The sequence below is a fragment of the Polynucleobacter sp. es-GGE-1 genome (assembly GCF_018882005.1).
Lineage (GTDB): Bacteria > Pseudomonadota > Gammaproteobacteria > Burkholderiales > Burkholderiaceae > Polynucleobacter.
Genome location: NZ_JACVPE010000002.1, coordinates 158,601 through 181,905 on the forward strand (window position 1 = coordinate 158,601; position 23,305 = coordinate 181,905).

The window sequence follows — 23,305 nt, forward strand, 5'->3', positions numbered from 1 at the left end:
CTTATTCAAAACGAATGATGAGTTGATCTACCGCCAAGCTTTCACCTTCTTTGGCGCAGATTTCTGAAACAATCCCATCCTGTGCTGCAGAGATTGTGTTCTCCATCTTCATCGCTTCAATTGAAGCTAATTTTTGACCCGCTGTGACGGCTTCACCCACCTTAACAGCAAGTTTCGTGAGCAAACCTGGCATGGGAGACATCACCAACTTCGAGGTATCTGGTGGAAGCTTTACTGGCATGCGACGCTGGAGTTCGGCCCCTAATGGACTCAACACCATACATTCGTAATGCGCGCCATCAAGTACTAAGTAGAGCCGAACACCCTTGCGCTCTACTTGTGCCGTAATCTTGCTGGTACGGTTAATCGTGGCATGTAAAGCCAGCTGACCTGGACGCCAATCACTCTCAATGTCATAACGGCTAACACCATCTGCATCATCAATATATACAGAATAGATGCCATCTTTTAATTCAATGCGCACTGCCTCTTCATACGGATCAATCATTGATCCTGTTTTCTTACCAGTGACCACGACAAACTTCTTGGCAATCACCATTTCGTGACCAGCCAATTGACCATCAATCATCTTGATATGCTCAAGATAGCGATAGCGCATAAAGGCAGCTAGGGCTGCAAGGCGTTTTGGGTCTGCAGGCTGCACAGAATCCTTCTTAAAGCCTTCTGGATATTCTTCAGCGATAAAGCCCGTTGTGAAATCGCCATTCACGAAACGGGGATGTTGCAGTAAAGCAGCCTGAAACGGTATATTCGAATGAATACCGCGAATGACAAAATCATTCAAGGCAGCACGCATCTTTTCAATTGCCTCAGCACGATCTTTGCCGTGCACGATTAACTTCGCAATCATAGAGTCGTAGTACATCGGAATTTCACCGCCTTCGTATACACCGGTATCTACTCGTACTCCATTAATGGACTCCGGTGGACGATATTTCACAAGACGGCCTGTGGATGGTAGGAAGTTGCGAAATGGATCATCTGCATTAATGCGACACTCCATTGACCAACCATCCAACTTCACATCCGCTTGTTTAAATGCTAACTTTTCCCCAGCCGCTACCCGAATCATCTGCTCAACCAAGTCAAGACCAGTAATGCTTTCCGTTACGGGATGTTCCACCTGCAAGCGCGTATTCATCTCTAAGAAGTAGAAAGACTTATCTTTGCCTACCACGAACTCCACAGTGCCAGCAGACTGGTAGTTCACAGCTTTAGCAAGGGCAACGGCTTGCTCACCCATCGCTTTACGGGTAACAGGATCAATAAATGGAGATGGCGCCTCTTCGATCACCTTTTGGTGACGACGCTGAATTGAGCAATCGCGTTCATTCAGATAGACTACGTTGCCATGTGAATCACCCAAGACCTGAATCTCAATATGACGCGGACCTTCCACAAACTTCTCAATAAAGATCCGATCATCACCAAAACTATTCATCGCTTCGGTTTTGCAGGCAGCAAAACCTTCGGCTGCTTCTTGATCATTCAAGGCAACACGTAAACCTTTACCACCGCCGCCAGCAGAAGCCTTAATCATGACTGGATAGCCAATACCTTGCGCAATTTTTACCGCTTCATCTGTTGTGGCAATTGCCTCGTTGTGGCCAGGGATCGTGTTGACCTTGGCTTCTAATGCCAGCTTTTTGGAGGCAATTTTGTCGCCCATTGCTGCAATCGATTCATGCTTCGGACCAATAAAGATAATACCCTCTTCTTCACATCGTTTAGCAAATTGCTCATTCTCGGATAAGAAACCATATCCTGGATGCACTGCTTCAGCACCAGTATCTTTGCAGGCTTGAATAATACGATCCATTACAAGATAGGATTCACGGGAAGGCGCCGGTCCAATACAGATAGCTTCATCCGCCATCTGAACGTGACGCGCCTCTTTATCTGCTTCAGAATAAACAGCCACTGTTTTGATGCCCATTTTTTTGGCAGTTTTCATGACACGGCAAGCAATCTCTCCGCGATTAGCAATCAAAATTTTCTTAAACATTTTCGTAGTCATCATCTATCAGCGCCTTTACAGAGGGATATTGCCGTGTTTACGCGCAGGATTTTTTAAATCTTTATCTTTGAGCATTGCGAGCGAACGGGCAATCCGTTTGCGAGTCTCATGCGGGAGGATAACATCGTCAATATAGCCACGACGACCTGCCACAAAGGGGTTTGCAAACTTGGCTTTATACTCTGCTTCACGGGCAGCGATCTTTACTGGCTCAGATTTTTCTTCACGAAAGATAATCTCGACTGCACCCTTAGGGCCCATCACCGCAATCTCTGCTGAAGGCCAAGCAAAATTCACGTCGCCACGCAAGTGCTTGGAAGCCATCACGTCATAAGCGCCACCATAGGCTTTACGGGTAATCAAAGTCACTTTAGGTACGGTGCAATCCGCATAGGCATAGAGTAACTTCGCACCGTGTTTAATAATACCGCCATATTCTTGGGCGGTACCTGGCATAAAGCCTGGCACATCAACTAAAGTCACTACCGGAATATTGAAGGCATCACAGAAGCGGACAAAACGCGCTGCCTTGATAGATGCCTTGATATCTAAGCAACCAGCCAAGACTAATGGTTGATTAGCAACGATACCAATAGAGCGACCTTCCATGCGAGCAAAGCCAATCACGATGTTCTTAGCATAGTCGGGTTGAAGTTCAAAGAACACGCCATCATCCACAATCTTTTCAATCAACTCTTTCATGTCATAAGGTTGATTTGGATTAGATGGCACTAAGGTATCGAGAGAAAAATCAGGCTCTTCTGTGCGGTTTGCCCCTTTGATCAAGGGCGGTTTTTCACGGTTAGAAAGCGGCAAGTAGTTAAAGAAGCGACGCAACATCATGATGGCATCCACATCATTGTCAAAGGCCAAGTCGCAAACACCAGAAACGGTTGAGTGCGTTACTGCCCCACCCAACTCCTCAGAAGTCACGTCCTCATGAGTCACGGTCTTAACCACTTCCGGACCAGTAACAAACATATAAGAGCTGTCTTTCACCATGAAGATGAAATCCGTCAACGCCGGCGAATACACGGCTCCACCAGCAGACGGACCCATGATCAAGGAGATTTGTGGAATCACTCCCGAGGCTGTGACGTTGCGCTGGAAAATCTCTGCATAGCCACCTAATGAAGCCACACCCTCTTGGATACGCGCACCACCTGAGTCATTCAAACCAATCACGGGAGCGCCGACTTTGAGCGCTTGGTCCATGATCTTGCAAATCTTCTCAGCGTGGGCTTCTGATAATGAGCCCCCAAGAACCGTAAAGTCTTGTGAGAACACAAATACCAAACGACCATTGATCATTCCATAACCAGTCACAACGCCATCACCTGGCACTGTTTGATCGGCCATGCCAAAGTCGTGGCAACGGTGCTCTACGAACATATCCCACTCTTCAAAGGTGCCAGCATCGAGTAAGAGCTCGATACGCTCACGAGCAGTTAACTTGCCCTTAGCGTGCTGAGCCTGAATACGCTTTTGGCCACCGCCTAAGCGTGCTAGCTCGCGCTTTGCTTCCAGTTGTTGAATGATGTCTTGCATTACCCGACTCCTTAGAAAAATTCGTGTCCCATGGACTCCAATAAGCGTCTTGCTGCTACTGAAGGCGCCATGGTTCCCTGGTTTACTTGTGCCACTAAGCTTGGTAGAAGCGCTTGAACCGCTTCATTACTACGAAATGCATTCTTTAAGCCAGCATCAATGCGATCCCACATCCAGGCACCAGCCTGTTGCTGACGACGTGAATCAAACTTACTATTGGCTCGCTGCAGTTTTTGAAAATGCGTGACCTTATCCCACAACTCAGGAACACCTTTGCCCTCTAAAGCGCTTAATGTCATGACAGTGGGATGCCAAAAGTCTTCATCGTGCGAAGCATGGTCAGGATTTCCCTCGAAGCCCAAGAGACGTAATGAACTGGTGATAAAAAGTTGCGCGCGCATTGCCGCAGCTGGATCTAGATCAACCTTATTGATCACAATCAAATCTGCAATCTCCATGACACCTTTTTTAATCGCTTGCAAATCATCGCCAGCATTGGGTAATTGAAGTAGCAAGAACATATCCGTCATGCCTGCGACTGCAATCTCACTTTGACCAACACCGACTGTTTCAACGATGATGATGTCAAAGCCAGCAGCCTCTGCCACCAGCATGGCCTCACGGGTTTTTTCAGCAACACCTCCGAGCGTCAATGACGATGGGCTGGGGCGAATGAAGGCATTCTCTAGAACAGATAAACGCTCCATGCGCGTTTTATCCCCCAGAATGGAACCGCCTGACAAACTAGAAGATGGATCGATTGCAAGTACAGCAACACGATGCCCCTTTTCAATTAAATACAGACCAAGCGTTTCAATGAGCGTTGATTTACCAACCCCTGGAACTCCCGAAATACCTAAGCGAAAGGACTTGCCTGTTTTAGGTAAAAGCGCATTAAGGACATCATCAGCGCGCTTGCGATGATCTAAGCGAGTGGATTCCAGCAAGGTAATGACCTTTGCCAATGCACGTCGCTGTTTAAGCGAGGGTGCGCCAGTAAGATCGGCTATTAGCGCTAGGTCGGCAACTTCAAGCATGCTCGTAAATATGTTAGTTTTGTATCAAACAGGTTTTACAGATTGACGAATTTGCTCAAGCACATCCTTTGCCGAAGCTGGAATTGGGGTGCCTGGACCATAAATCCCTTTGACACCTGCTTCGTAAAGAAACTCATAGTCTTGTCTTGGAATTACACCGCCGACAAAAACGATGATGTCATCAGAACCTTGTTTCTTCAATTCAGCAATGATGGCTGGCACTAGAGTTTTATGACCTGCCGCCAAAGTCGATACACCTAGAGCATGAACGTCATTCTCAATCGCCTGACGGGCGCATTCTTCTGGTGTTTGAAATAAGGGTCCAATATCCACATCGAAGCCCAAATCCGCATAGGCAGTTGCTACGACTTTAGCCCCACGGTCATGTCCATCTTGGCCAAGTTTGGCAATCATCACGCGAGGGCGACGACCAAACTCTTTGGCAAAGTCAGCGATTTCAGTTTGTAATTTTGCCCAACCCTCGGCTGAGTCATAAGCAGCTGCATACACTCCGGTCACCTTTTGAGTATCGGCGCGATGGCGCCCGTAAACTTTCTCCAACGCATCAGACACTTCACCAACGGTCGCACGCAAACGAATTGCATTAACAGATAACTCCAATAAATTACCGGAGTGATCTTCTGCAGCCTTAGTTAACGCCTCTAATGCAGCCTCTACTTTTTTACTGTCGCGCTTGGCTTTGATTTGTTTTAAACGCGTGACTTGACCTTCACGAACCTTGTCGTTATCGATCATTAATACATCCACAAGATCTTCCTTGCCCAGCTTATATTTATTGACGCCAACAATCACATCAGTGCCTGAGTCGATCTTGGCTTGTTTTTCAGCTGCTGCTGCCTCAATCTTGAGCTTAGCCCAACCACTTTCAACTGCCTTTGTCATGCCGCCCATCGCATCAACCTCTTGAATGATGTCCCAAGCTTTATCGGCCATCTCTTGAGTGAGGCTCTCCATCATGTAAGAGCCAGCCCAGGGATCGATCACGCTAGTAATGTGGGTTTCTTCCTGAAGTATCAACTGCGTATTACGAGCAATGCGGCTTGAAAACTCAGAAGGCAAAGCGATTGCCTCGTCTAGGGAATTGGTATGCAAGGATTGAGTGCCGCCAAAGACGGCAGCCATCGCTTCAACCGTAGTTCTCACGACATTGTTATAGGGGTCTTGTTCTGTCAATGACCAGCCCGAAGTTTGACAATGCGTCCGCAACATCAAAGACTTTGGATTCTGTGGTTCAAATGATTTCATAATGCGCCACCACAGCAAGCGTGCCGCACGTAATTTAGCAACTTCTAGGTAGAAGTTCATGCCGATTGCAAAGAAGAATGAAAGACGCCCAGCAAAGCCATCAACATCCAAACCTTTAGCAAGCGCTGTTTTGACATATTCCTTACCGTCAGCCAAGGTGAATGCCAATTCCAATACTTGGTTTGCTCCAGCTTCTTGCATGTGATAACCCGATATCGAGATCGAGTTAAATTTCGGCATGTGTTGTGCGGTGTACTCAATGATGTCGCCAATAATGCGCATCGATGGTTCTGGCGGGTAAATATAGGTATTACGCACCATGAACTCTTTCAGAATGTCATTCTGAATGGTGCCTGATAGCAGTTCTTGCTTAACACCTTGCTCTTCGCCAGCAACAATATATCCCGCTAACACTGGCAATACAGCACCATTCATCGTCATCGATACAGACACTTTGTCCAGCGGAATACCATCGAACAAAATCTTCATATCTTCTACAGAGTCAATGGCTACTCCCGCCTTACCAACGTCACCCGTAACGCGTGGATGATCAGAGTCGTAACCGCGATGTGTTGCTAAGTCGAATGCAACAGAGACACCTTGTCCACCCGCATCTAATGCTTTGCGATAAAAGGCATTCGATTCTTCTGCAGTGGAGAATCCTGCGTACTGACGAATCGTCCATGGCCTCACGGAATACATTGTTGCCTGTGGTCCGCGCACATAAGGCTCGAAACCAGGCAAAGTATCGGTGTAATTTAAGTTCTCTGTGTCTAATGAGGTGTAAAGCGCTTTTAACTGAATACCATCAGGAGTATTCCAGCCCAGCTTATCTACATCGCCATTTGGTGCTGATTTTTGGGCAGACTTTTTCCAAGCCTCTAAATTGACTTCTGGAAACGATGGCCATGCACTAGCTGGACTTTTCTTTTCTGAACTCACAAAGCGCTCCTGTTTAATATGTTGCATTGCATCTAAGATTTCGTAATTCTGCTTGACTATTTAGAATTTGTCTAGATATCATGTATTCATAATTATGAATACAAAACTGAATAATCGACCTTTATACGAAGACGTGGCCGATCGTCTCCGAGAGCAAATTTTTGCTAAGGAACTAGCTCCTGGAAGCTGGCTAGATGAACAACGCTTGGCAGAACAATTTGGAATCAGTCGAACCCCGATGCGCGAAGCTATTAAAGTACTCGCCTCTGAGGGGCTAGTGACTATCAAAATGCGCCGTGGAGCATATGTCACTGAGGTCGCCAGAAAAGATTTAGAGCAAATTTATACGATCCTCTCGCTGCTGGAAGGTGAAGCAGCTAGAGAAACGGCCGCTAAAGCAAGCGAAGATGAGTTAAATCAATTGGACTATTGGCATCACCGTCTTGAAAAGGCAGCCGCAGATCGAGATATTGAGCAATTTTTCGAGATTAATGGCAAATTTCATGAATTAATCCAAGAAATCGCCGGAAATCGCTGGATGAATGGGGTCATTGCAGATCTTCGTAAGGTGCTTAAATTACATCGGAAGGATTCTCTAACCAGCACAGGAAGACTACAAAACTCTCTAGTGGAGCATCGTGACATCCTCAATGCCCTATTGAAAAGAGACCAAACTGGGGCTGAAACTGCTATGCGCAAACACTTTGCGAGAGGCTTAGAAGCTTTGAGATAAAAGTTTTTACTATAAATAACAATGGCTTAGAAGATTATTCTAAGCCATTGTATTGAATACCCAATGAAGAACTGCTGAAACGGATTTACTTCTTAATGACGAAGTTTCCAGGCAAAGAGGCAACATAAGCTGCAATGTCCTGCATGTCAGCATCAGAGAATGCCTGAACTTGCGAGCCCATCACGGCATTATTACGTCCATATTGAGCATTTCCATTGCCTACTTTGTAAGCTTTCAAGGCGTAATAAATGTAATCAGGATATTGACCAGCCAATTTTGGGTAGGCAGGCAGGATCGGTGCATTTAAACCAGCACCATGGCAAGAAGCGCAATTGGCTTTCTCAACTAAAGCTTGACCTTTTTCAACGCTGGCAGCGTTAGCAACATGAACCAAGCCAATACTGGAAAGCAAAACTGCTGTAACTAGTGCAAATTTCATAAACGTGTCTCTATCACTTCAATGGGTTGTTAGGTGAGCTGGCAGTTTGCGCAGCATAGTATTCGCCAATATCAGCCATATCTTGGTCAGACAAGCTAGCGGCGATAGCTCGCATAGATGGATGCTTTCTGTTGCCCTTCTTGTATTCAGCCAAGGAGGAAGCAATGTAAGCGGCATTTTGGCCGCCCAACATAGGCACTCTGTAAACCAACGGATAGTCAGCACGGTAATCGGGGATGGAATGGCAGCCAACACAAAGCCAAACCTTGCCGTTGCCCGCAGCCGCATTGCCTTTAACTTCATCAGCCTGAGCGGCAAATCCAGTTAATGCTATGCCAGCACAAACAAGCAATCGAGTAAGAATGGAGAGTTTTTTCATAGAAATCTGTATTTATCAGTTTGATTTAAATCAACCACCGAGAGTATAGCGGAGAGACGTCCTCCTAACCATGATTTCCTCATTTCTGAGCTCTAAATCAAGAGAAATACTGAAGATTGGGCACTATTTCCCTATACTTAATCATCCGATAAAAGACCTCTAGATTGCCTCTCATGACCCACCAACTCAACACATCCTCTGCCCAAAACTCAAAGCGCTTTGATGGTAGTCAAAGCTATGTTGCGACCGATGACCTCAAACTGGCAGTCAATGCGGCGATAGCGCTTCAGCGTCCCCTGTTGATCAAAGGTGAGCCAGGTACAGGCAAAACCATGCTGGCTGAGGAAGTCGCTGCCGCTCTCAAAATGCCACTCTTGCAGTGGCACATCAAGTCCACCACCAAAGCACAACAAGGTTTATATGAATACGACGCTGTCAGTCGTTTGCGCGATTCTCAACTGGGCGATGAAAAGGTTAAAGATATTCGCAACTACATAGTCAAAGGTGTTTTATGGCAAGCCTTTGAAGCAAACGAATCCACTGTTTTGCTCATCGATGAAATTGATAAGGCAGACATTGAATTTCCGAACGACCTTTTGCGTGAAATTGATCGCATGGAATTCTATGTCTATGAAACCCGCGAGCTGATTAAGGCAAAGCATCGCCCTCTCGTCATCATTACCTCCAATAATGAAAAAGAATTACCAGATGCCTTTTTGCGTCGCTGCTTCTTTCATTACATCACTTTCCCTGATGCTAAAACTATGCAAAGTATCGTGGATGTGCATCACCCCAGTATCAAACAAGATCTCCTAGAGGCGGCCCTCAAAGCCTTTTACCAAATACGCTCGCTGCCAGGGCTGAAGAAGAAGCCCTCTACCTCTGAACTCATTGACTGGCTCAAGCTTTTATTGGCAGAAGACATTCCTCCAGATGCACTCTATAGTCAAGATGACAAGATCGTTGTTCCTCCACTGCACGGCGCTTTATTAAAGAATGAACAAGATGTTCATTTATTTGAGCGCTTAGTGATGATGAATCGTAACCATCGCTAATTGCTCTTAGGCTCATGCGATGTTGATTCAATTCTTTCTCAATCTGAAAGAGGCTAAGGTACCGGTTTCAGTAAGAGAGTTTTTGACTCTCTTAGACGCATTAAAGTCAGGCGTCATCAACCCGTCGATCGATGAGTTTTACCAACTCTCGCGAATGACGCTCGTGAAAGACGAGCAACACTTTGATCGCTTTGACCAGGTATTTGGCTCGTACTTTAAAGGTGTTGAGCAAATCATCGCCCTGGTTCCTGATATTCCAATGGAGTGGCTAGAAAAGAAACTACAACGCGTTTTAACCGATGAAGAAAAAGCGGCACTCCAAAAACTGGGCGGTCCAGAAGCGCTTAAGAAACGTCTTGAAGAATTACTGAAAGAGCAAAAAGATTGGCATGGTGGTGGCAATAAATGGATTGGGGCTGGTGGCTCCTCGCCTTTTGGGCATAGTGGCTATCACCCAGAGGGCATTCGAATTGGCGGGGAAAGCGCAGGCAATCGCACTGCCATCAAAGTATGGGAGGCTCGAGAATTTAAGGATTACGACAGTGATCTTGCCTTGGGCACCCGCAATATCAAAGTTGCATTACGACGTCTTCGTCGCTTTGCTCGAGAGGGTTCAGTGTTAGAGCTCGACTTAGATAAGACCATACATTCGACTGCTGCGAATGCTGGCATGCTCGATATTCAGATGCGACCTGAGCGGCACAATCAAGTCAAAGTATTGCTTCTCATGGATGTCGGTGGCTCGATGGATGACCACATCAAGCAGATAGGAGAATTATTCTCCGCTGCCAAAGCAGAGTTCAAGCATCTGGAGTATTACTATTTTCATAATTGCGTATATGAAAATCTCTGGCAAAGTAATCGTCGTCGTAGAGATCAAGTCACTTCTACGCAAGACATCATCAATAAATATGGTCCTGACTACAAGCTGATTTTTGTAGGTGATGCCACCATGTCACCTTATGAAATCTTGAGCCCAAATGGCTCAGTTGAATATAACAATCAAGAGGCTGGCGCCGTTTGGATTAACCGCCTCTTAGATCACTTCCCTCACTTTGCCTGGCTTAATCCAGAGTCAGAATCCATTTGGGAGTATCGACAATCCATCGATATCATGAAAAACCTTATGAAGGATCATATGTATCCAGTGACCTTAAATGGTCTCGAGAGCGCAATGCGTCAGCTCTCGAAATAATTAAGCAGTAAGATTCTTTCATTAAATATCTTTTAAAGATTGAAATAACACTATGAGCATGATTAGCGATCGCCTGAAAACCCTTGGCATTGATTTGCCTCCACCTGGACCACCAGCAGCGGCTTATGTGATGGCAGCAACAACTGGTAATACGGTATTTTTATCTGGTCATATTGCCAAGCACGATGGCAAACCTTGGGTTGGCAAGTTAGGTCAGGATATGAATACCGAGACTGGCAAAGCGGCCGCTCGCTCAATCGCAATTGATTTGATTTCTACATTACAGAATCATCTTGGCTCGCTCGATAAAGTTAAACGGATTGTCAAGGTAATGGGCTTAGTGAACTCTACAAACGAATACACAGAACAGCACCTTGTTGTTAACGGCTGCTCAGAACTCTTATTCGAAGTCTTTGGCGATGCTGGCAAACATGCCCGCAGCGCTTTTGGCGTAGCGCAAATCCCATTAGGTGCTTGCGTTGAGATTGAACTGATCGCAGAGATCTAAATAATCTCTAAGTACGTGTGATCCCTAGTTTCTGGATGTCAGCTTCGGTGTCGACATCGAGGATGAAGGCTGCATGATCTGTTTCGTAAATTTTGACTAAGTCTGGGTGTTGATCCATATAAGGTCGACACACCATGTTCGGCATTGACAAAATTGCCTCTACTGCCTTTCTAGATAGCAATACTGGGTTACCACGTTGTCCATTGACTTGTGGCATCACTATTTCTTCTGGATCTTTTCGGTCTATGAACTGCTCCAATAAAACCATCAACTCTTGATCGGTAATGTGAGGCTGGTCGCTCAGACACACCGCAAGTACATCAAATTGACTTTGTAGACTCTCTAGAGCCAGTCGCACCGATGAGCCCTGACCCTGAGCAGACTTCGAATTATGAATGACGGTGATTGCTGCATTGGTCGTTTTACCTACGCGTTTTAATTCGGCTTCAATAGCTTGCGCATGAAATCCAGTCACGACCAAAAACTCCACTGGATTAAGCATATCAACAGAGGCACAGAAGGTTTCTAACAAGCTTTTTCCATCTTGACGAAGCAAGGCTTTTGGAATCGAGCCCATGCGACTTCCTTCACCAGCAGCCAATAGGACAATGGCCAGCTTAAGATTGGTAGATTTACCCGATAGAGTCATTAGAGTGATAATAAATAAGAATCTAAAAAAATATAAAAAGACATTACATGAATAGTACTGATTTAAGCGTCCTCAAATCTGCAGTGAGCTGGTTAACAGCGGGTCACCCTGTGGCTATTGCTACCGTAGTCCAAACTTGGGGCTCAGCACCCCGCCCTGTGGGCTCTTGGCTAGCGATTCGACAAGATGGTCAAGTAGCAGGCTCCGTATCGGGTGGATGCGTCGAAGATGACTTGATTAGCCGCGTCCAAACTGAAATTCTGACGCGCGATACCCCTGAAATGGTGATCTATGGCGTGAGTCAAGAAGAAGCCGCGCGCTTTGGACTTCCCTGTGGCGGCACTTTACGTCTCTTGGTAGAGCCTAGACCCGAATTAGCAGTGCTTGAGAAATTACTTGAGTCCATCACTTCACACCAAGTCACAAGACGCAGTGTCAATATCGCTAGTGGTAAATCGACTTTGCAGGTCGGTAATCGGAATGATGAATTTACTTGCACGGCTACTGAGATGTGCACCACTTATGGACCCCGTTGGCGCATGGTAATCATTGGTGCTGGTCAGTTATCTTTGTACACCGCAGACTTTGCCTTAGCCTCTGACTTTGAGGTCATTGTGATTGATCCACGAGAAGAATATGCCGAAGGTCTTAATCGTGATGACGTGACTTTTATCAAAGGTATGCCAGATGATGTTTTACTCGAGATTGGTGTCGACCCCCATACTGCTGTTGTGGCGCTAACACACGATCCCAAGCTTGATGACATGGCGCTGATGGAAGCCTTAAAGTCCCCCGCTTTTTATGTGGGCGCTTTAGGTAGTCGCAATAACACTCAAAAACGCAAAGAGCGTTTAATCGATTTTGATGTCAGCAAAGAGGAGGTGGAGCGCTTGCATGGGCCAGTGGGCCTCTACATCGGAGCACTCACCCCACCAGAAATCGCAGTATCTATTCTGGCGGAAGTGATCGCCGTTAAATACGGTGTTGCGATTCCGAAGAAAGTTTAATTTTTCGGCTTAGTTAGCCTTCAGCTTGCCCTCTTTGAGGCGTGGCTCAACAAAATGACCTTTGCGTGCGCGGTTGCCAGCAAACGACTTTAGGGTTTTTGCATCTAAACTTAGTTCAGTAGGCTTACCGGCTCGTCCTGCCCCTGAATAGGTAGCGCCATTAGGTCCCACCGCAATGGCAGAAGCCATAAACTCTTTGTCATCCAAGCCCATCAAGATCACGCCTTTGCCACCAGTTGGCAGACGTTTGAGCTCATCTAACGGGAATACAAGCAACTTAGAAGCTTCTGATAAGCAAGCAACTTGCTTCATGCCAACTTGTACCTGAGTGGCTCCTAAAGGGGCATCACCCGACACTTTAGCATCGACAGTAATAAAAGATTTACCAGCCTTATTGCGTGTAGTCATATCCGACACATTAGCCAAGAAACCATAACCTGCTTTAGTAGAAAGTAATACCAAATCATCAGGCTGACCAGCGTAATAAGCGACCATTTGCGAGCCTGCCGCTAAGTTTACAAAGCTGGTCAATGGAGAGCCGTCGCCGCGTGCACCAGGAAGCTCGCTCACAGGCACTGTATAGACACGGCCATCACTACCGAAGCCCTGAATAACATCTACCGTTCGCACCTCGAAGGTTGCATAGAGCGCATCACCAGCCTTAAAGCTAAATTGTGTGGCGTCATGCTCATGGCCTTGTCGCACCCTGACCCAGCCTTTTTGAGAAACGATCACTGTGACTGGCTCATCAATCACCTTCGTTTCTGCAACAGCACGCTTATCTTCCTGAATCAAAGTGCGACGATCGTCACCAAAATCTTTGATATCAGATTCGATTTCTTTAATGATGCGTTTACGTAAAACAGTATCACTTTGTAACAAACCCTCTAAATCATCACGCTCGGATTTAAGCTCTTTAAGCTCTTGCTCAATCTTGATGCCCTCTAAGCGCGCCAATTGCCGCAAGCGAATATCAAGAATGTCTTCAGCTTGACGATCTGTAAGTTTGAACTCTTTCATCAGATCAGCTTTGGGCTCATCGCTATTGCGAATGATCTTGATAACCTTATCAATATTGAGAAGAACCGTTAAGCGCCCTTCCAAAATATGCATGCGGTCTTTAACTTTGCCTAAGCGGAACTGAGTACGACGTGTGACTGTTGCCACTCTGAACGCTATCCACTCAGAAATAATCTCTTTTAAGCCTTTTTGACGTGGTCGACCATCATTACCAATCATCACCAAATTCATCGGTGCATTAGATTCTAAGGAGGTATGCGCCAATAGCAGATTTACGAACTCATTGACATCAATATTCTTACTCTTTGGCTCAAACACCAGGCGCACTGCAGCATCTTTACTAGACTCATCGCGCACTCCATCGAGCACGTTCAAGATCGTAGATTTGAGATTATTTTGTTCAGGAGTTAGGGTCTTCTTGCCAACCTTCACTTTAGGATTGGTGATCTCTTCGATTTCTTGCAAGACACGTTGCGATGAAGCAGATGGTGGTAATTCATTAACAACGACCTGCCATTGACCACGGGCCAACTCTTCTACAGACCAACGGGCACGCACTTTAACGCTGCCACGGCCAGTTTCATAGATCTGCGCAATTTCAGCTGCAGAAGAAATAATCTGACCACCGCCTGGATAGTCTGGGCCTGGCATGATCTCTAATAAATCAGCTGTTGAGAGCTTGGGTGACTTCATTAAAGCGATTGCTGCAGAAGCAACCTCACGCAAGTTATGCGAAGGAATTTCAGTAGCCATACCTACTGCAATCCCAGAGGCACCGTTTAATAAAACAAATGGTAAGCGTGCTGGTAATAGCTTCGGCTCTTGAAATGAGCCGTCATAGTTTGGTGCAAAGTCGACAGTACCCTCATCGATTTCACTGAGTAATAAGCCGGCAATTTTGGTTAAGCGGGCTTCGGTATAACGCATCGCTGCAGCACCATCGCCATCACGTGAACCGAAATTACCTTGCCCATCAATTAATGGATAGCGCAATGAAAAGCTCTGGGCTAGACGAACTAAAGCGTCATAAGCTGATTGGTCGCCATGCGGATGAAATTTACCTAATACATCACCCACAACACGAGCACTCTTCACGGGCTTAGCATCGGCGCGCAAACCCATTTCGCTCATCGAGAACAAGATACGGCGCTGGACAGGCTTTTGACCATCAGAGACATCTGGTAATGCACGACCTTTGACAACGCTAATCGCGTAATCCAAATAGGCACGCTCAGCATAGACGGCTAGCGTCAAACTGTCTTTATTGTCTTCATTGAGATTCATGGTTTTAGAATCGTGTGGATCCTTGGGGCCATTCGGAGTTGAGGATTGTCCTTTTGATGCAGTAGCCTGATCAAGCTCAACAATTTCCCTCTCTTCGATAGAGGATGAAAATAGATCTGCCTGCTCAACTGCTGGCTTCATGCCTGGAGTCTTTTTCGTAGCCATTAAATATCTGCCTCCACTTCATTGCCACGCTCTTCTAGCCAATCACGACGTGCACCAGACTCTGATTTACCCATCAACATATCCATGGTTTTAAAGGTCTCATCTTCAGTCCAGGTGCCTAAAGTAACCGGCAACAAACGCCGCGTATCTGGGTTGAGGGTGGTATCCCACAATTGCTCGGCACTCATCTCACCCAAGCCTTTAAAGCGAGAGATCTGCCAGGCAGACTCTTTGACGCCATCCTTGCGCAACTTATCTTCAATGGCTTGCAACTCGCTCGCATCGAGCGCATAAATTTTTTGTGCTGGTTTTTTACCACGCGCAGGTGCATCTACTCTAAAGAGCGGCGGTCTAGAAATATGGACATGGCCTAACTCAATGAGTTTTGGAAAATGTTTGTAAAACAAGGTGAGCAGCAATACTTGAATATGCGCGCCATCAACATCCGCATCAGACAAGATACAAACCTTGCCGTAACGCAAGTTAGACAGATCCGGATTGTCATTCGGACCGTGTGGGTCAACACCAATCGCTACCGCAATATCGTGGACTTCATTATTTGCAAATAGGCGATCACGCTCTGCTTCCCAAGTATTCAAAACCTTACCTCGCAAGGGCAAGATGGCCTGATATTCCTTATTACGACCCATTTTGGCTGAGCCACCTGCTGAATCACCCTCTACCAAGAAGATCTCGTTTTGGGCAATATCCTCACTCTCACAATCCGTCAATTTTCCAGGAAGTACCGCGACGCCAGAAGACTTTTTCTTTTCGACTTTTTGACCAGCTCGTGTTCTAGCCTGTGCTTGTTTAATGACCAAGTCTGCAAGCTTGCGACCATAGTCAACATGTTGATTGAGCCAAAGCTCTAGAGCTGATTTTGCGTATCCAGAAACCAAACGCACTGCATCTCGCGAATTCAAGCGCTCTTTAATCTGACCTTGAAATTGTGGATCTAATACTTTGGCAGACAAAATAAAGGAAGCGCGTGCGAACACGTCTTCAGGCATGAGCTTCACACCCTTTGGTTGCAAAGCATGCATCTCAATAAAACCTTTGACAGCATTAAAGAGACCTTCACGCAAACCACTTTCATGTGTTCCACCGGCAGGTGTTGGAATCAAGTTCACATAACTTTCACGGACCGGTGCGCCATCTTCGGTCCAGCTCACTACCCAGGCTGCGCCCTCGCCTTCGGCAAAGGAATCATCTTCACCAGTGCCAGTAGCGTATTGCTCACCTTCAAAGGCTGGGATCACTTCCGGACCATGCCCAGCTTGGGCAATCGCCTCATTGAGGTAGCCGCGTAAGCCTTGGGCATATTGCCATGTTTGACTGTCGCCAGACTTCTCTTGAATCAATGTGACTTTGACGCCTGGCAAAAGAACTGCTTTGGATCTGAGCAAGCGAATCAGATCTGCCATCGGAATCGCGGAGCTATCAAAATATTTACCGTCGGGCCATGCACGCACACGCGTGCCATGTGACTTATCGTCTTTAGTGGAGGATTTAGATTTGAGTTTCTCAATCACTTTGCCATCAGCAAAGGTCAAGGTAGAAACTTGACCATCACGCCAAACAGTGACCTCTAATCGTTTAGACAGTGCATTTGTTACAGAGACACCGACACCATGCAAGCCGCCAGAGAAAGCATAAGCACCACCAGTACCTTTTTCAAATTTACCGCCAGCATGAAGCTGTGTGAAGACGATTTCGACGACAGGCAACTTTTCTGTAGGATGCATACCCACTGGAATACCGCGACCATCATCTTCCACGCTTACGCTGCCGTCTGTATGCAAAGTAACCATGATTTGCTTACCAAATCCGCCCAGAGCTTCATCGGAAGCGTTATCTAAGACCTCTTGAATGATATGCAAAGGATTGTCAGTGCGGGTGTACATCCCAGGACGCTGACGGACTGGTTCTAGTCCTTTGAGGACCTGAATCGACGATTCGCTGTATTCGGAAGTTTTACGGGTAGCCATGCGCGCAAATTGTAGTCATGTCTGAGCCTAAGTCGGAACTTTTCCCGAATTCCCCTGTCATCCATGCCAAAATTGGGGCATGGGAGCCTTAAGTCATATTCGTGTTTTAGACCTCAGCCGGGTGCTTGCGGGTCCCTGGTGTACTCAAAATCTCGCAGATTTAGGTGCGGACGTTATTAAAGTTGAGCGCCCAGGCGCTGGAGACGATACCCGCCACTGGGGCCCTCCCTTTGCCAAAGACGCTCATGGTCAAGAAACTGACGAGTCTGCCTACTTTATTTGCATCAATCGCAATAAACGCTCGATTACGGTTGATATCAGCAAATCGGAAGGCCAAGCGATTATTCGTGAGTTGACTGCCGAATCCGATGTGCTAATCGAAAACTACAAAGTGGGCGACCTCGCCAAATATGGCTTGGACTACGAGAGCCTAAAAAAGATTAAGCCAGATTTAATCTATTGCTCTATTACGGGTTTTGGTCAGACCGGCCCTTATGCACATCGACCTGGTTATGACTTCATTATTCAAGGCATTGGTGGATTCATGAGTGTGACTGGTGAAGCAGATGACTTTGAAGGGGCCAGCCCACAAAAATCGGGAGTTGCGATTGCAGACATCTTTACCGGCATGTATGCCTCAACGGCAATCCTGGCTGCAGTAATACATCGTGATCACACTGGTGAAGGTCAGTACATTGACATGTCTTTGCTCGATACACAAATCGCTGTGATGGCCAATGTCTCCAGCGCCTATTTAACCTCAGGTGAGATTCCCCGTCGCTGGGGGAATGCTTCTCCAATCATTGTTCCCTACCAAACCTTCCCCACCTCAGATGGTTGGATGATCGTAGCAGCAGGTAATGATGGCCAGTATCGGCATTTTGTTAACGCAGGTGGCGAAGCTCATCTAGCAGACAATCCACTTTTTTTAACCAACCCCCTACGTGTGCAACATCGCAAACAACTGATTCCATTATTAGAGGCAATGACGCGCAAAAAGACTAAGGGCGAATGGATCACTCTGCTGGAACAAGCCAATGTGCCTTGTGGTCCGATTAATAATTTCAAAGAAGTATTTGAAAATGAACAAGTGATTGCGCGCAATGTGCAAATCAATGTGCCGCATCCAACGGTAGGCAATATGAAATTAGTAGCTAGCCCTATGAAACTGTCCAAAACACCTACTGAAGTCCGTATGGCTCCGCCCACTCTCGGGCAACATACTCAAGAAGTACTTCAAGAGCGACTCCATATGGATGACAAATCAATCGCCGCACTTCGCAACAAGGGAATCATTTAATGACCGCTATCTCCAAACCCTCTCTCACCATGAAACAAGTCCTCATTTTTGGTGGACTCATGGTCACACTCTCCATGGGTATTCGTCATGGTTTTGGCTTATTCAATTTACCCATCACCACGGCCAATGGTTGGGGTCGTGAAACTTTTGCCTTAACGATTGCCCTACAAAATCTCATTTGGGGCGCTGTACAACCAATCACAGGGGCACTAGCAGATCGCTACGGATCATTCAAAATCATGATTGCTGGTGGCGTACTTTATGCGCTCGGTTTAGCAGGCATGGCTGTTTCCACTGATGCACTTAATTTCACGATTGCGGGCGGTTTACTCATTGGTTTAGCACAAACTGCAACCACCTACAGCGTAGTCTATGGCATCTTAGGTCGTAACGTGCCTGCCGATAAACGAGTTTGGGCAATGGGCATTGCAGCAGCAGCAGGTTCGTTTGGTCAATTCCTGATGATCCCCGCAGAACAAGGATTGTTAAGTGCATTCGGTGCGCAAGACGCGCTCTTAATGTTGGGCTTAATGGCCAGCCTGATGATTCCGACGGCGTTTATGTTGCGTGAGAAGAATTTTGTTCACAGCCATAACTTAGGTGATCAAACCATTAAAGAAGCTTTAAAAGAGGCCATCAATAATCCGAGCTTTCAATTATTGACCCTAGGTTATTTTGTTTGTGGATTTCAAGTGGTCTTTATTGCAGTTCATTTAGCACCCTACCTTAAAGATTTATCTTCTATTTATCCTGCCGTAGGCGCACCTGCAGTTGCCACTACTGCACTTGCCTTAATTGGACTATTTAATATCTTTGGTACCTATGGCTCTGGATATTTTGGGCAACGCTTTCCAAAGCGTTATCTGCTCTCAGGAATCTATTTAGGTCGTGCGTTTGCAATCACTGCATTTTTATTGATCCCACCAAGTCCTATGAGCACTTATGTGTTTGCGGCCATCATGGGCTTCTTGTGGCTTTCGACGATTCCATTAACCAACGGCATTGTGGCGCAAATCTTTGGTGTTAAATACCTGACAATGCTTTCAGGTTTAGTATTTTTCTCTCATCAATTAGGTAGTTTTTGTGGTGCTTTCTTAGGGGGATATTTGTTTGATCGCACAGGCTCTTACTTGATTGTTTGGCAGATTGCGATTGCATTAGGAGTATTTGCGTTCTTAGTAAACTTACCAGTGAAAGAGCGTGCCATTGCCAGAGTCGCCAATGCTTAAGCAGCCTAAGCTAGCTTTAAGGAAGTGGATTTTTTATGGCTTAGCATTGCTTGTATTGTTCATCATTTTTTCTTCATACTATGCACCCGATATGATGATCGCCATTAGCAATCAAATGTGGGCTTTATGCGGTTGGTAGTGAAGTTCGCAGTTAAGCAATCATTGGCAAATATGAATGTAGTCAAATTTTCCTTAGCATCATTCTTTAATCATTAGGGAAAAAGTTTTACTACTCGCCGTAGCACAATGGATAGTGCACATGCCTCCTAAGCGTGGGATACAGGTTCGATTCCTGTCGGCGGGACCAACAATGTATTCAGAGTTATCCACAGGCAATGTGGATAAATCGGCAAAAGTTTTCGTAAGTCGCAGATTTATATAGACCGACCTAGCTTGCTTAAATTATCAGCATGTCTTCTTCTGCAAATTTTTGCGATGCGTATTCCTATTGCTTTTCAGTTTTGTGTTATGAAGTCTTGACAAATTGCGGCAGAGCAAGTCAAGTTCCCTTACACTTCAACGAATGACTGCCTTATCTAATAGCACCATCGCCGCCCTTGAGGAAATGCTCCAGAATACGGCGCGCTCTGCTCCTGCTGATTACTTACCAATTTATTTTGCTCGTGGCGCTAGTGAGGAGCAAGCTATTGGCTACCTTAATCCTGAATTTATTCCATACCTGCAAGAGTTTCTCAAGAAACAAGCTGTTCCACTGATTTCTATGGGCAATGATCGCTTAAGTATTCACTTGGGCAAGCCTAAAGATGTATCAATGAGCTTAAATCAGCTAGCAAATCACCTGCGCTTGGGTGGCTTTATCCCAGGATGGCGAAACGAAGAGTTTGCTTGGGTCGATCAAAACGGTCATCAATACTTTAGTCTGGAGCGAGCTGCTTTTCGTACTTTTGGATTTCGCAGTATGGCAACCCATATCAATGGTTACACCATGAGCCAGACAATTTGGTTGGGTAGGCGCAGTGAAAATAAGGCTACCGATCCAGGCAGGTTAGACAACATGGCTGCCGGCGGAATCTCTGCTGATGAAACTCCTTGGGTCTGTGCGCGACGTGAACTCTGGGAAGAAGCCGGAGTGCCAGCGCAAATTGCCGATGAAATTGAGCCCGTAACTCGCATTCATATACGTAGACCGCTTACAGGATGGGGTTTTCATGATGAGCAACTCTATGTGTATGACCTGGTGCTAGCCGATAATTTCATTCCTACTAATCATGACGGTGAAGTGAGTGGCTTTATTAACGTTTCTTTTGCGGAAGCCGCTGCCCGCATTCTTGCTGATGAATTCACGAGCGATGCTGCTTTTGTGACTGCCGATTTCCTTTTGCGACGCAATAAATAGCCTTTTAAACACTTCATTGCCCTTCTTGGACGGCATCCTGCAGAAAAGCGGCTTTTCGTGGTTAAATCCTCCTTAAGGATGAAACAGGGGTGCCCTTAGAGCAGATTTTGCTCACAGGCGCTGAGAAAGACCCTAGAACCCGATCCAGGTAATGCTGGCGTGGGGAGTTACATCAGACCGACACCCGGTTTCGTCCATCTAAAACAGTTAGGAGATGGACATGAGTACAGCTAGCCCCAAAACCACCAAACATGAAATTCCGAGCCTCAAGAGCTTAGAACGCGACTTCGGTCAAAAATTTGCATATCCTGCATCTACCAAAACCTATTTACAGGGTTCACGTGCAGATATCAAAGCACCGATACGCATGATTGAGCAATTACCAACTCGGGTTGGTGAAGAACTCGTTGCCAATCCACCCGTTCCTGTTTATGACACTTCAGGCCCATACAGCGATCCAGAAATCGTTATCAATCTGGAAAAAGGTCTGCCAAGATTGCGTGAGACTTGGATTAAAGAACGCAATGACACTGAACAACTCTCTGGACCCAGCTCTGAATATGGTGTAGCGCGCTCCCAAGATGAGGCTACTCAAAACTTACGCTTTGCGCATATAAGTGCGCCACGGGTTGCTAAGACAGGCAATAACGTCAGTCAAATGTATTACGCCCGCAAAGGCATTATTACTCCAGAAATGGAATACGTTGCCTTACGTGAATCCATGGGCCTAGAGCAACTGCGTAAAGATCCTGCATACAAGCAATTACTCAAACAACATCCCGGTAAGGGCTATGGCGCCAATCTGCCTGACATCGTCACCGGTGAATTTGTGCTCTCTGAGATTGCTGCTGGTCGCGCCATTATTCCAGCCAACATTAATCACCCAGAATTAGAGCCAATGATTATTGGTCGTAACTTCCGTGTGAAAATCAATGGCAACTTAGGTAACTCTGCTGTGACTTCTTCGATCAATGAAGAAGTAGAGAAAATGGTTTGGTCGATTCGTTGGGGTGCTGACACCATCATGGATCTATCTACTGGTAAACATATTCATGAAACCCGTGAGTGGATTATTCGTAACTCACCAGTTCCAATTGGTACGGTGCCGATTTACCAAGCTTTAGATAAAACTGGTGGTATCGCAGAAGATCTCACTTGGGAAATGTTCCGCGATACCTTAATTGAGCAAGCTGAACAAGGTGTGGACTACTTCACAATTCACGCTGGTGTATTGCTGCGTTACGTACCGCTGACAGCTGACCGAATCACTGGCATCGTTTCCCGTGGCGGATCCATCATGGCTAAATGGTGCTTGGCTCATCACAAAGAGAACTTCCTCTACACCAAGTTTGATGAGATTTGCGAAATCATGAAGGCCTATGACGTCTCCTTTAGCTTAGGTGATGGCTTACGTCCTGGTTGCATCGCTGACTCAAACGACGCAGCCCAGTTTGGTGAGCTCCATACCCTCGGCGAACTGACTGCCAAGGCTTGGAAACATGATGTGCAGGTGATGATTGAAGGTCCGGGTCACGTTCCGATGCAGCGCATTGAAGAGAATATGACTGAAGAGCTCAAGCATTGCTTAGAAGCACCCTTCTATACCCTCGGACCATTGATTACCGATATCGCCCCTGGTTATGACCATATTACTAGCGGCATCGGTGCAGCACAAATTGGTTGGTATGGTACTGCGATGCTTTGTTATGTCACACCAAAAGAGCATTTAGGTCTGCCAGACAAAGAAGATGTGCGCGAAGGCATCATCACCTACAAGATTGCAGCGCATGGTGCTGACCTTGCAAAAGGTTTACCTGGCGCTCAAGTACGTGATAACGCCTTATCGAAAGCCCGTTTTGAGTTCCGCTGGGAAGATCAATTTAATCTCGGCTTAGATCCTGAACGTGCCCGTGAATATCACGATGCTACTTTACCTGCTGAGGGCGCCAAGATTGCGCATTTCTGCTCAATGTGCGGTCCAAAGTTCTGCTCGATGAAGATCACACAAGAAGTGCGTGACTATGCTGCTACATTAGACGCTGATGGCAACCCCAAGCAAGGCTCTAAGGTCATTCCGATTGCAGAAGTGACCGACGCCGCTAAGGGCATGGAAGAAATGTCTGCAGAGTTCCGCAAGCGCGGTAGCGAGATTTATCAGTAATCACG

18 protein-coding genes, 1 tRNA gene and 1 riboswitch are annotated in these 23,305 nt (G+C 46.3%); of the genes, 10 read left to right on the forward strand and 9 right to left on the reverse strand.

Annotated features, from left to right (window positions below):
- Position 1: 1 nt before the first annotated feature.
- The 4 genes from accC to scpA are packed head-to-tail and all read right to left on the reverse strand — an operon-like array spanning position 2 to position 6,858.
- On the reverse strand, positions 2 to 2,026 hold the full coding sequence (accC, locus tag ICN35_RS01820) for an acetyl-CoA carboxylase biotin carboxylase subunit (RefSeq protein WP_216123875.1): 2,025 nt from the start codon (positions 2,024 to 2,026) through the stop codon (positions 2 to 4).
- 27 nt (positions 2,027 to 2,053) lie between these two features.
- Positions 2,054 to 3,586, reverse strand: a complete 1,533-nt coding sequence (locus tag ICN35_RS01825) for an acyl-CoA carboxylase subunit beta (RefSeq protein ID WP_216123788.1) — start codon at positions 3,584 to 3,586, stop codon at positions 2,054 to 2,056.
- Positions 3,587 to 3,597: 11 nt separating this feature from the next.
- The gene (gene meaB / locus ICN35_RS01830; RefSeq protein ID WP_216123789.1) at positions 3,598 to 4,623 is read right to left on the reverse strand and encodes a methylmalonyl Co-A mutase-associated GTPase MeaB; all 1,026 of its coding nucleotides are present in this window, start codon (positions 4,621 to 4,623) and stop codon (positions 3,598 to 3,600) included.
- Between the two features lie 24 nt (positions 4,624 to 4,647).
- Positions 4,648 to 6,858 carry a methylmalonyl-CoA mutase gene (gene scpA / locus ICN35_RS01835; RefSeq protein WP_216860794.1) on the reverse strand — a complete coding sequence of 737 codons (2,211 nt, stop codon included), beginning with the start codon at positions 6,856 to 6,858 and terminating at the stop codon, positions 4,648 to 4,650.
- Positions 6,859 to 6,925: 67 nt separating this feature from the next.
- Here scpA and ICN35_RS01840 point away from each other — a divergent pair, with 67 nt between their 5' ends.
- A complete protein-coding gene (locus ICN35_RS01840) occupies positions 6,926 to 7,564 on the forward strand; it encodes a GntR family transcriptional regulator (RefSeq protein WP_216123791.1) in 639 nt (212 codons plus the stop codon).
- Positions 7,565 to 7,649: 85 nt separating this feature from the next.
- Here the strand turns inward: ICN35_RS01840 and ICN35_RS01845 are convergent, their stop codons facing one another.
- Both ICN35_RS01845 and ICN35_RS01850 read right to left on the reverse strand, forming a co-directional pair.
- Entirely contained in the window at positions 7,650 to 8,003 is a 354-nt protein-coding gene (locus ICN35_RS01845; protein WP_215317945.1) for a cytochrome c, read from the reverse strand.
- A gap of 13 nt (positions 8,004 to 8,016) precedes the next feature.
- The gene (locus ICN35_RS01850) at positions 8,017 to 8,382 is read right to left on the reverse strand and encodes a cytochrome c (protein ID WP_251371992.1); all 366 of its coding nucleotides are present in this window, start codon (positions 8,380 to 8,382) and stop codon (positions 8,017 to 8,019) included.
- A gap of 173 nt (positions 8,383 to 8,555) precedes the next feature.
- Here ICN35_RS01850 and ICN35_RS01855 point away from each other — a divergent pair, with 173 nt between their 5' ends.
- From ICN35_RS01855 to ICN35_RS01865, 3 genes are read left to right on the forward strand one after another with little or no spacing between them, the layout of a single operon-like run.
- Positions 8,556 to 9,437, forward strand: coding sequence for a MoxR family ATPase (locus tag ICN35_RS01855; protein WP_216123793.1), 882 nt, complete (start codon positions 8,556 to 8,558; stop codon positions 9,435 to 9,437).
- 19 nt (positions 9,438 to 9,456) lie between these two features.
- Positions 9,457 to 10,632, forward strand: coding sequence for a VWA domain-containing protein (locus ICN35_RS01860; protein WP_216123795.1), 1,176 nt, complete (start codon positions 9,457 to 9,459; stop codon positions 10,630 to 10,632).
- A gap of 52 nt (positions 10,633 to 10,684) precedes the next feature.
- Positions 10,685 to 11,140 carry a RidA family protein gene (locus ICN35_RS01865; protein ID WP_216123796.1) on the forward strand — a complete coding sequence of 152 codons (456 nt, stop codon included), beginning with the start codon at positions 10,685 to 10,687 and terminating at the stop codon, positions 11,138 to 11,140.
- 7 nt (positions 11,141 to 11,147) lie between these two features.
- Here ICN35_RS01865 and ICN35_RS01870 read toward each other — a convergent pair whose 3' ends face one another.
- On the reverse strand, positions 11,148 to 11,789 hold the full coding sequence (locus ICN35_RS01870; RefSeq protein WP_216123797.1) for an NTP transferase domain-containing protein: 642 nt from the start codon (positions 11,787 to 11,789) through the stop codon (positions 11,148 to 11,150).
- Positions 11,790 to 11,836: 47 nt separating this feature from the next.
- On the opposite strand from ICN35_RS01870, the gene ICN35_RS01875 reads away from it, so the two are divergent.
- Positions 11,837 to 12,796: an XdhC family protein gene (locus ICN35_RS01875; RefSeq protein ID WP_216123798.1), complete on the forward strand. Its 960-nt coding sequence runs from the start codon at positions 11,837 to 11,839 to the stop codon at positions 12,794 to 12,796.
- A gap of 9 nt (positions 12,797 to 12,805) precedes the next feature.
- Here the strand turns inward: ICN35_RS01875 and parC are convergent, their stop codons facing one another.
- Together parC and ICN35_RS01885 are read right to left on the reverse strand one after the other, a co-directional pair.
- The gene (gene parC, locus ICN35_RS01880; RefSeq protein ID WP_216123877.1) at positions 12,806 to 15,100 is read right to left on the reverse strand and encodes a DNA topoisomerase IV subunit A; all 2,295 of its coding nucleotides are present in this window, start codon (positions 15,098 to 15,100) and stop codon (positions 12,806 to 12,808) included.
- A 164-nt stretch (positions 15,101 to 15,264) separates the two neighbouring features.
- Entirely contained in the window at positions 15,265 to 17,253 is a 1,989-nt protein-coding gene (locus ICN35_RS01885; RefSeq protein ID WP_215317953.1) for a DNA topoisomerase IV subunit B, read from the reverse strand.
- A 79-nt stretch (positions 17,254 to 17,332) separates the two neighbouring features.
- Between ICN35_RS01885 and ICN35_RS01890 the strand changes: the two genes are divergently transcribed.
- The 5 genes from ICN35_RS01890 (at position 17,333) to thiC (ending at position 23,300) form a co-directional block, all read left to right on the forward strand.
- On the forward strand, positions 17,333 to 18,553 hold the full coding sequence (locus ICN35_RS01890; protein ID WP_216123799.1) for a CaiB/BaiF CoA-transferase family protein: 1,221 nt from the start codon (positions 17,333 to 17,335) through the stop codon (positions 18,551 to 18,553).
- A gap of 8 nt (positions 18,554 to 18,561) precedes the next feature.
- Complete coding sequence (locus ICN35_RS01895) at positions 18,562 to 19,782, forward strand: MFS transporter (protein ID WP_370624043.1); 1,221 nt, start codon at positions 18,562 to 18,564, stop codon at positions 19,780 to 19,782.
- 232 nt (positions 19,783 to 20,014) lie between these two features.
- Positions 20,015 to 20,089 (forward strand) — tRNA-Arg (locus ICN35_RS01900).
- A gap of 216 nt (positions 20,090 to 20,305) precedes the next feature.
- On the forward strand, positions 20,306 to 21,139 hold the full coding sequence (locus tag ICN35_RS01905; protein WP_216123800.1) for an NUDIX hydrolase family protein: 834 nt from the start codon (positions 20,306 to 20,308) through the stop codon (positions 21,137 to 21,139).
- Between the two features lie 75 nt (positions 21,140 to 21,214).
- Positions 21,215 to 21,322: riboswitch (TPP riboswitch) on the forward strand.
- Positions 21,323 to 21,359: 37 nt separating this feature from the next.
- On the forward strand, positions 21,360 to 23,300 hold the full coding sequence (gene thiC, locus ICN35_RS01910; protein WP_216860795.1) for a phosphomethylpyrimidine synthase ThiC: 1,941 nt from the start codon (positions 21,360 to 21,362) through the stop codon (positions 23,298 to 23,300).
- Positions 23,301 to 23,305 lie beyond the last annotated feature (5 nt).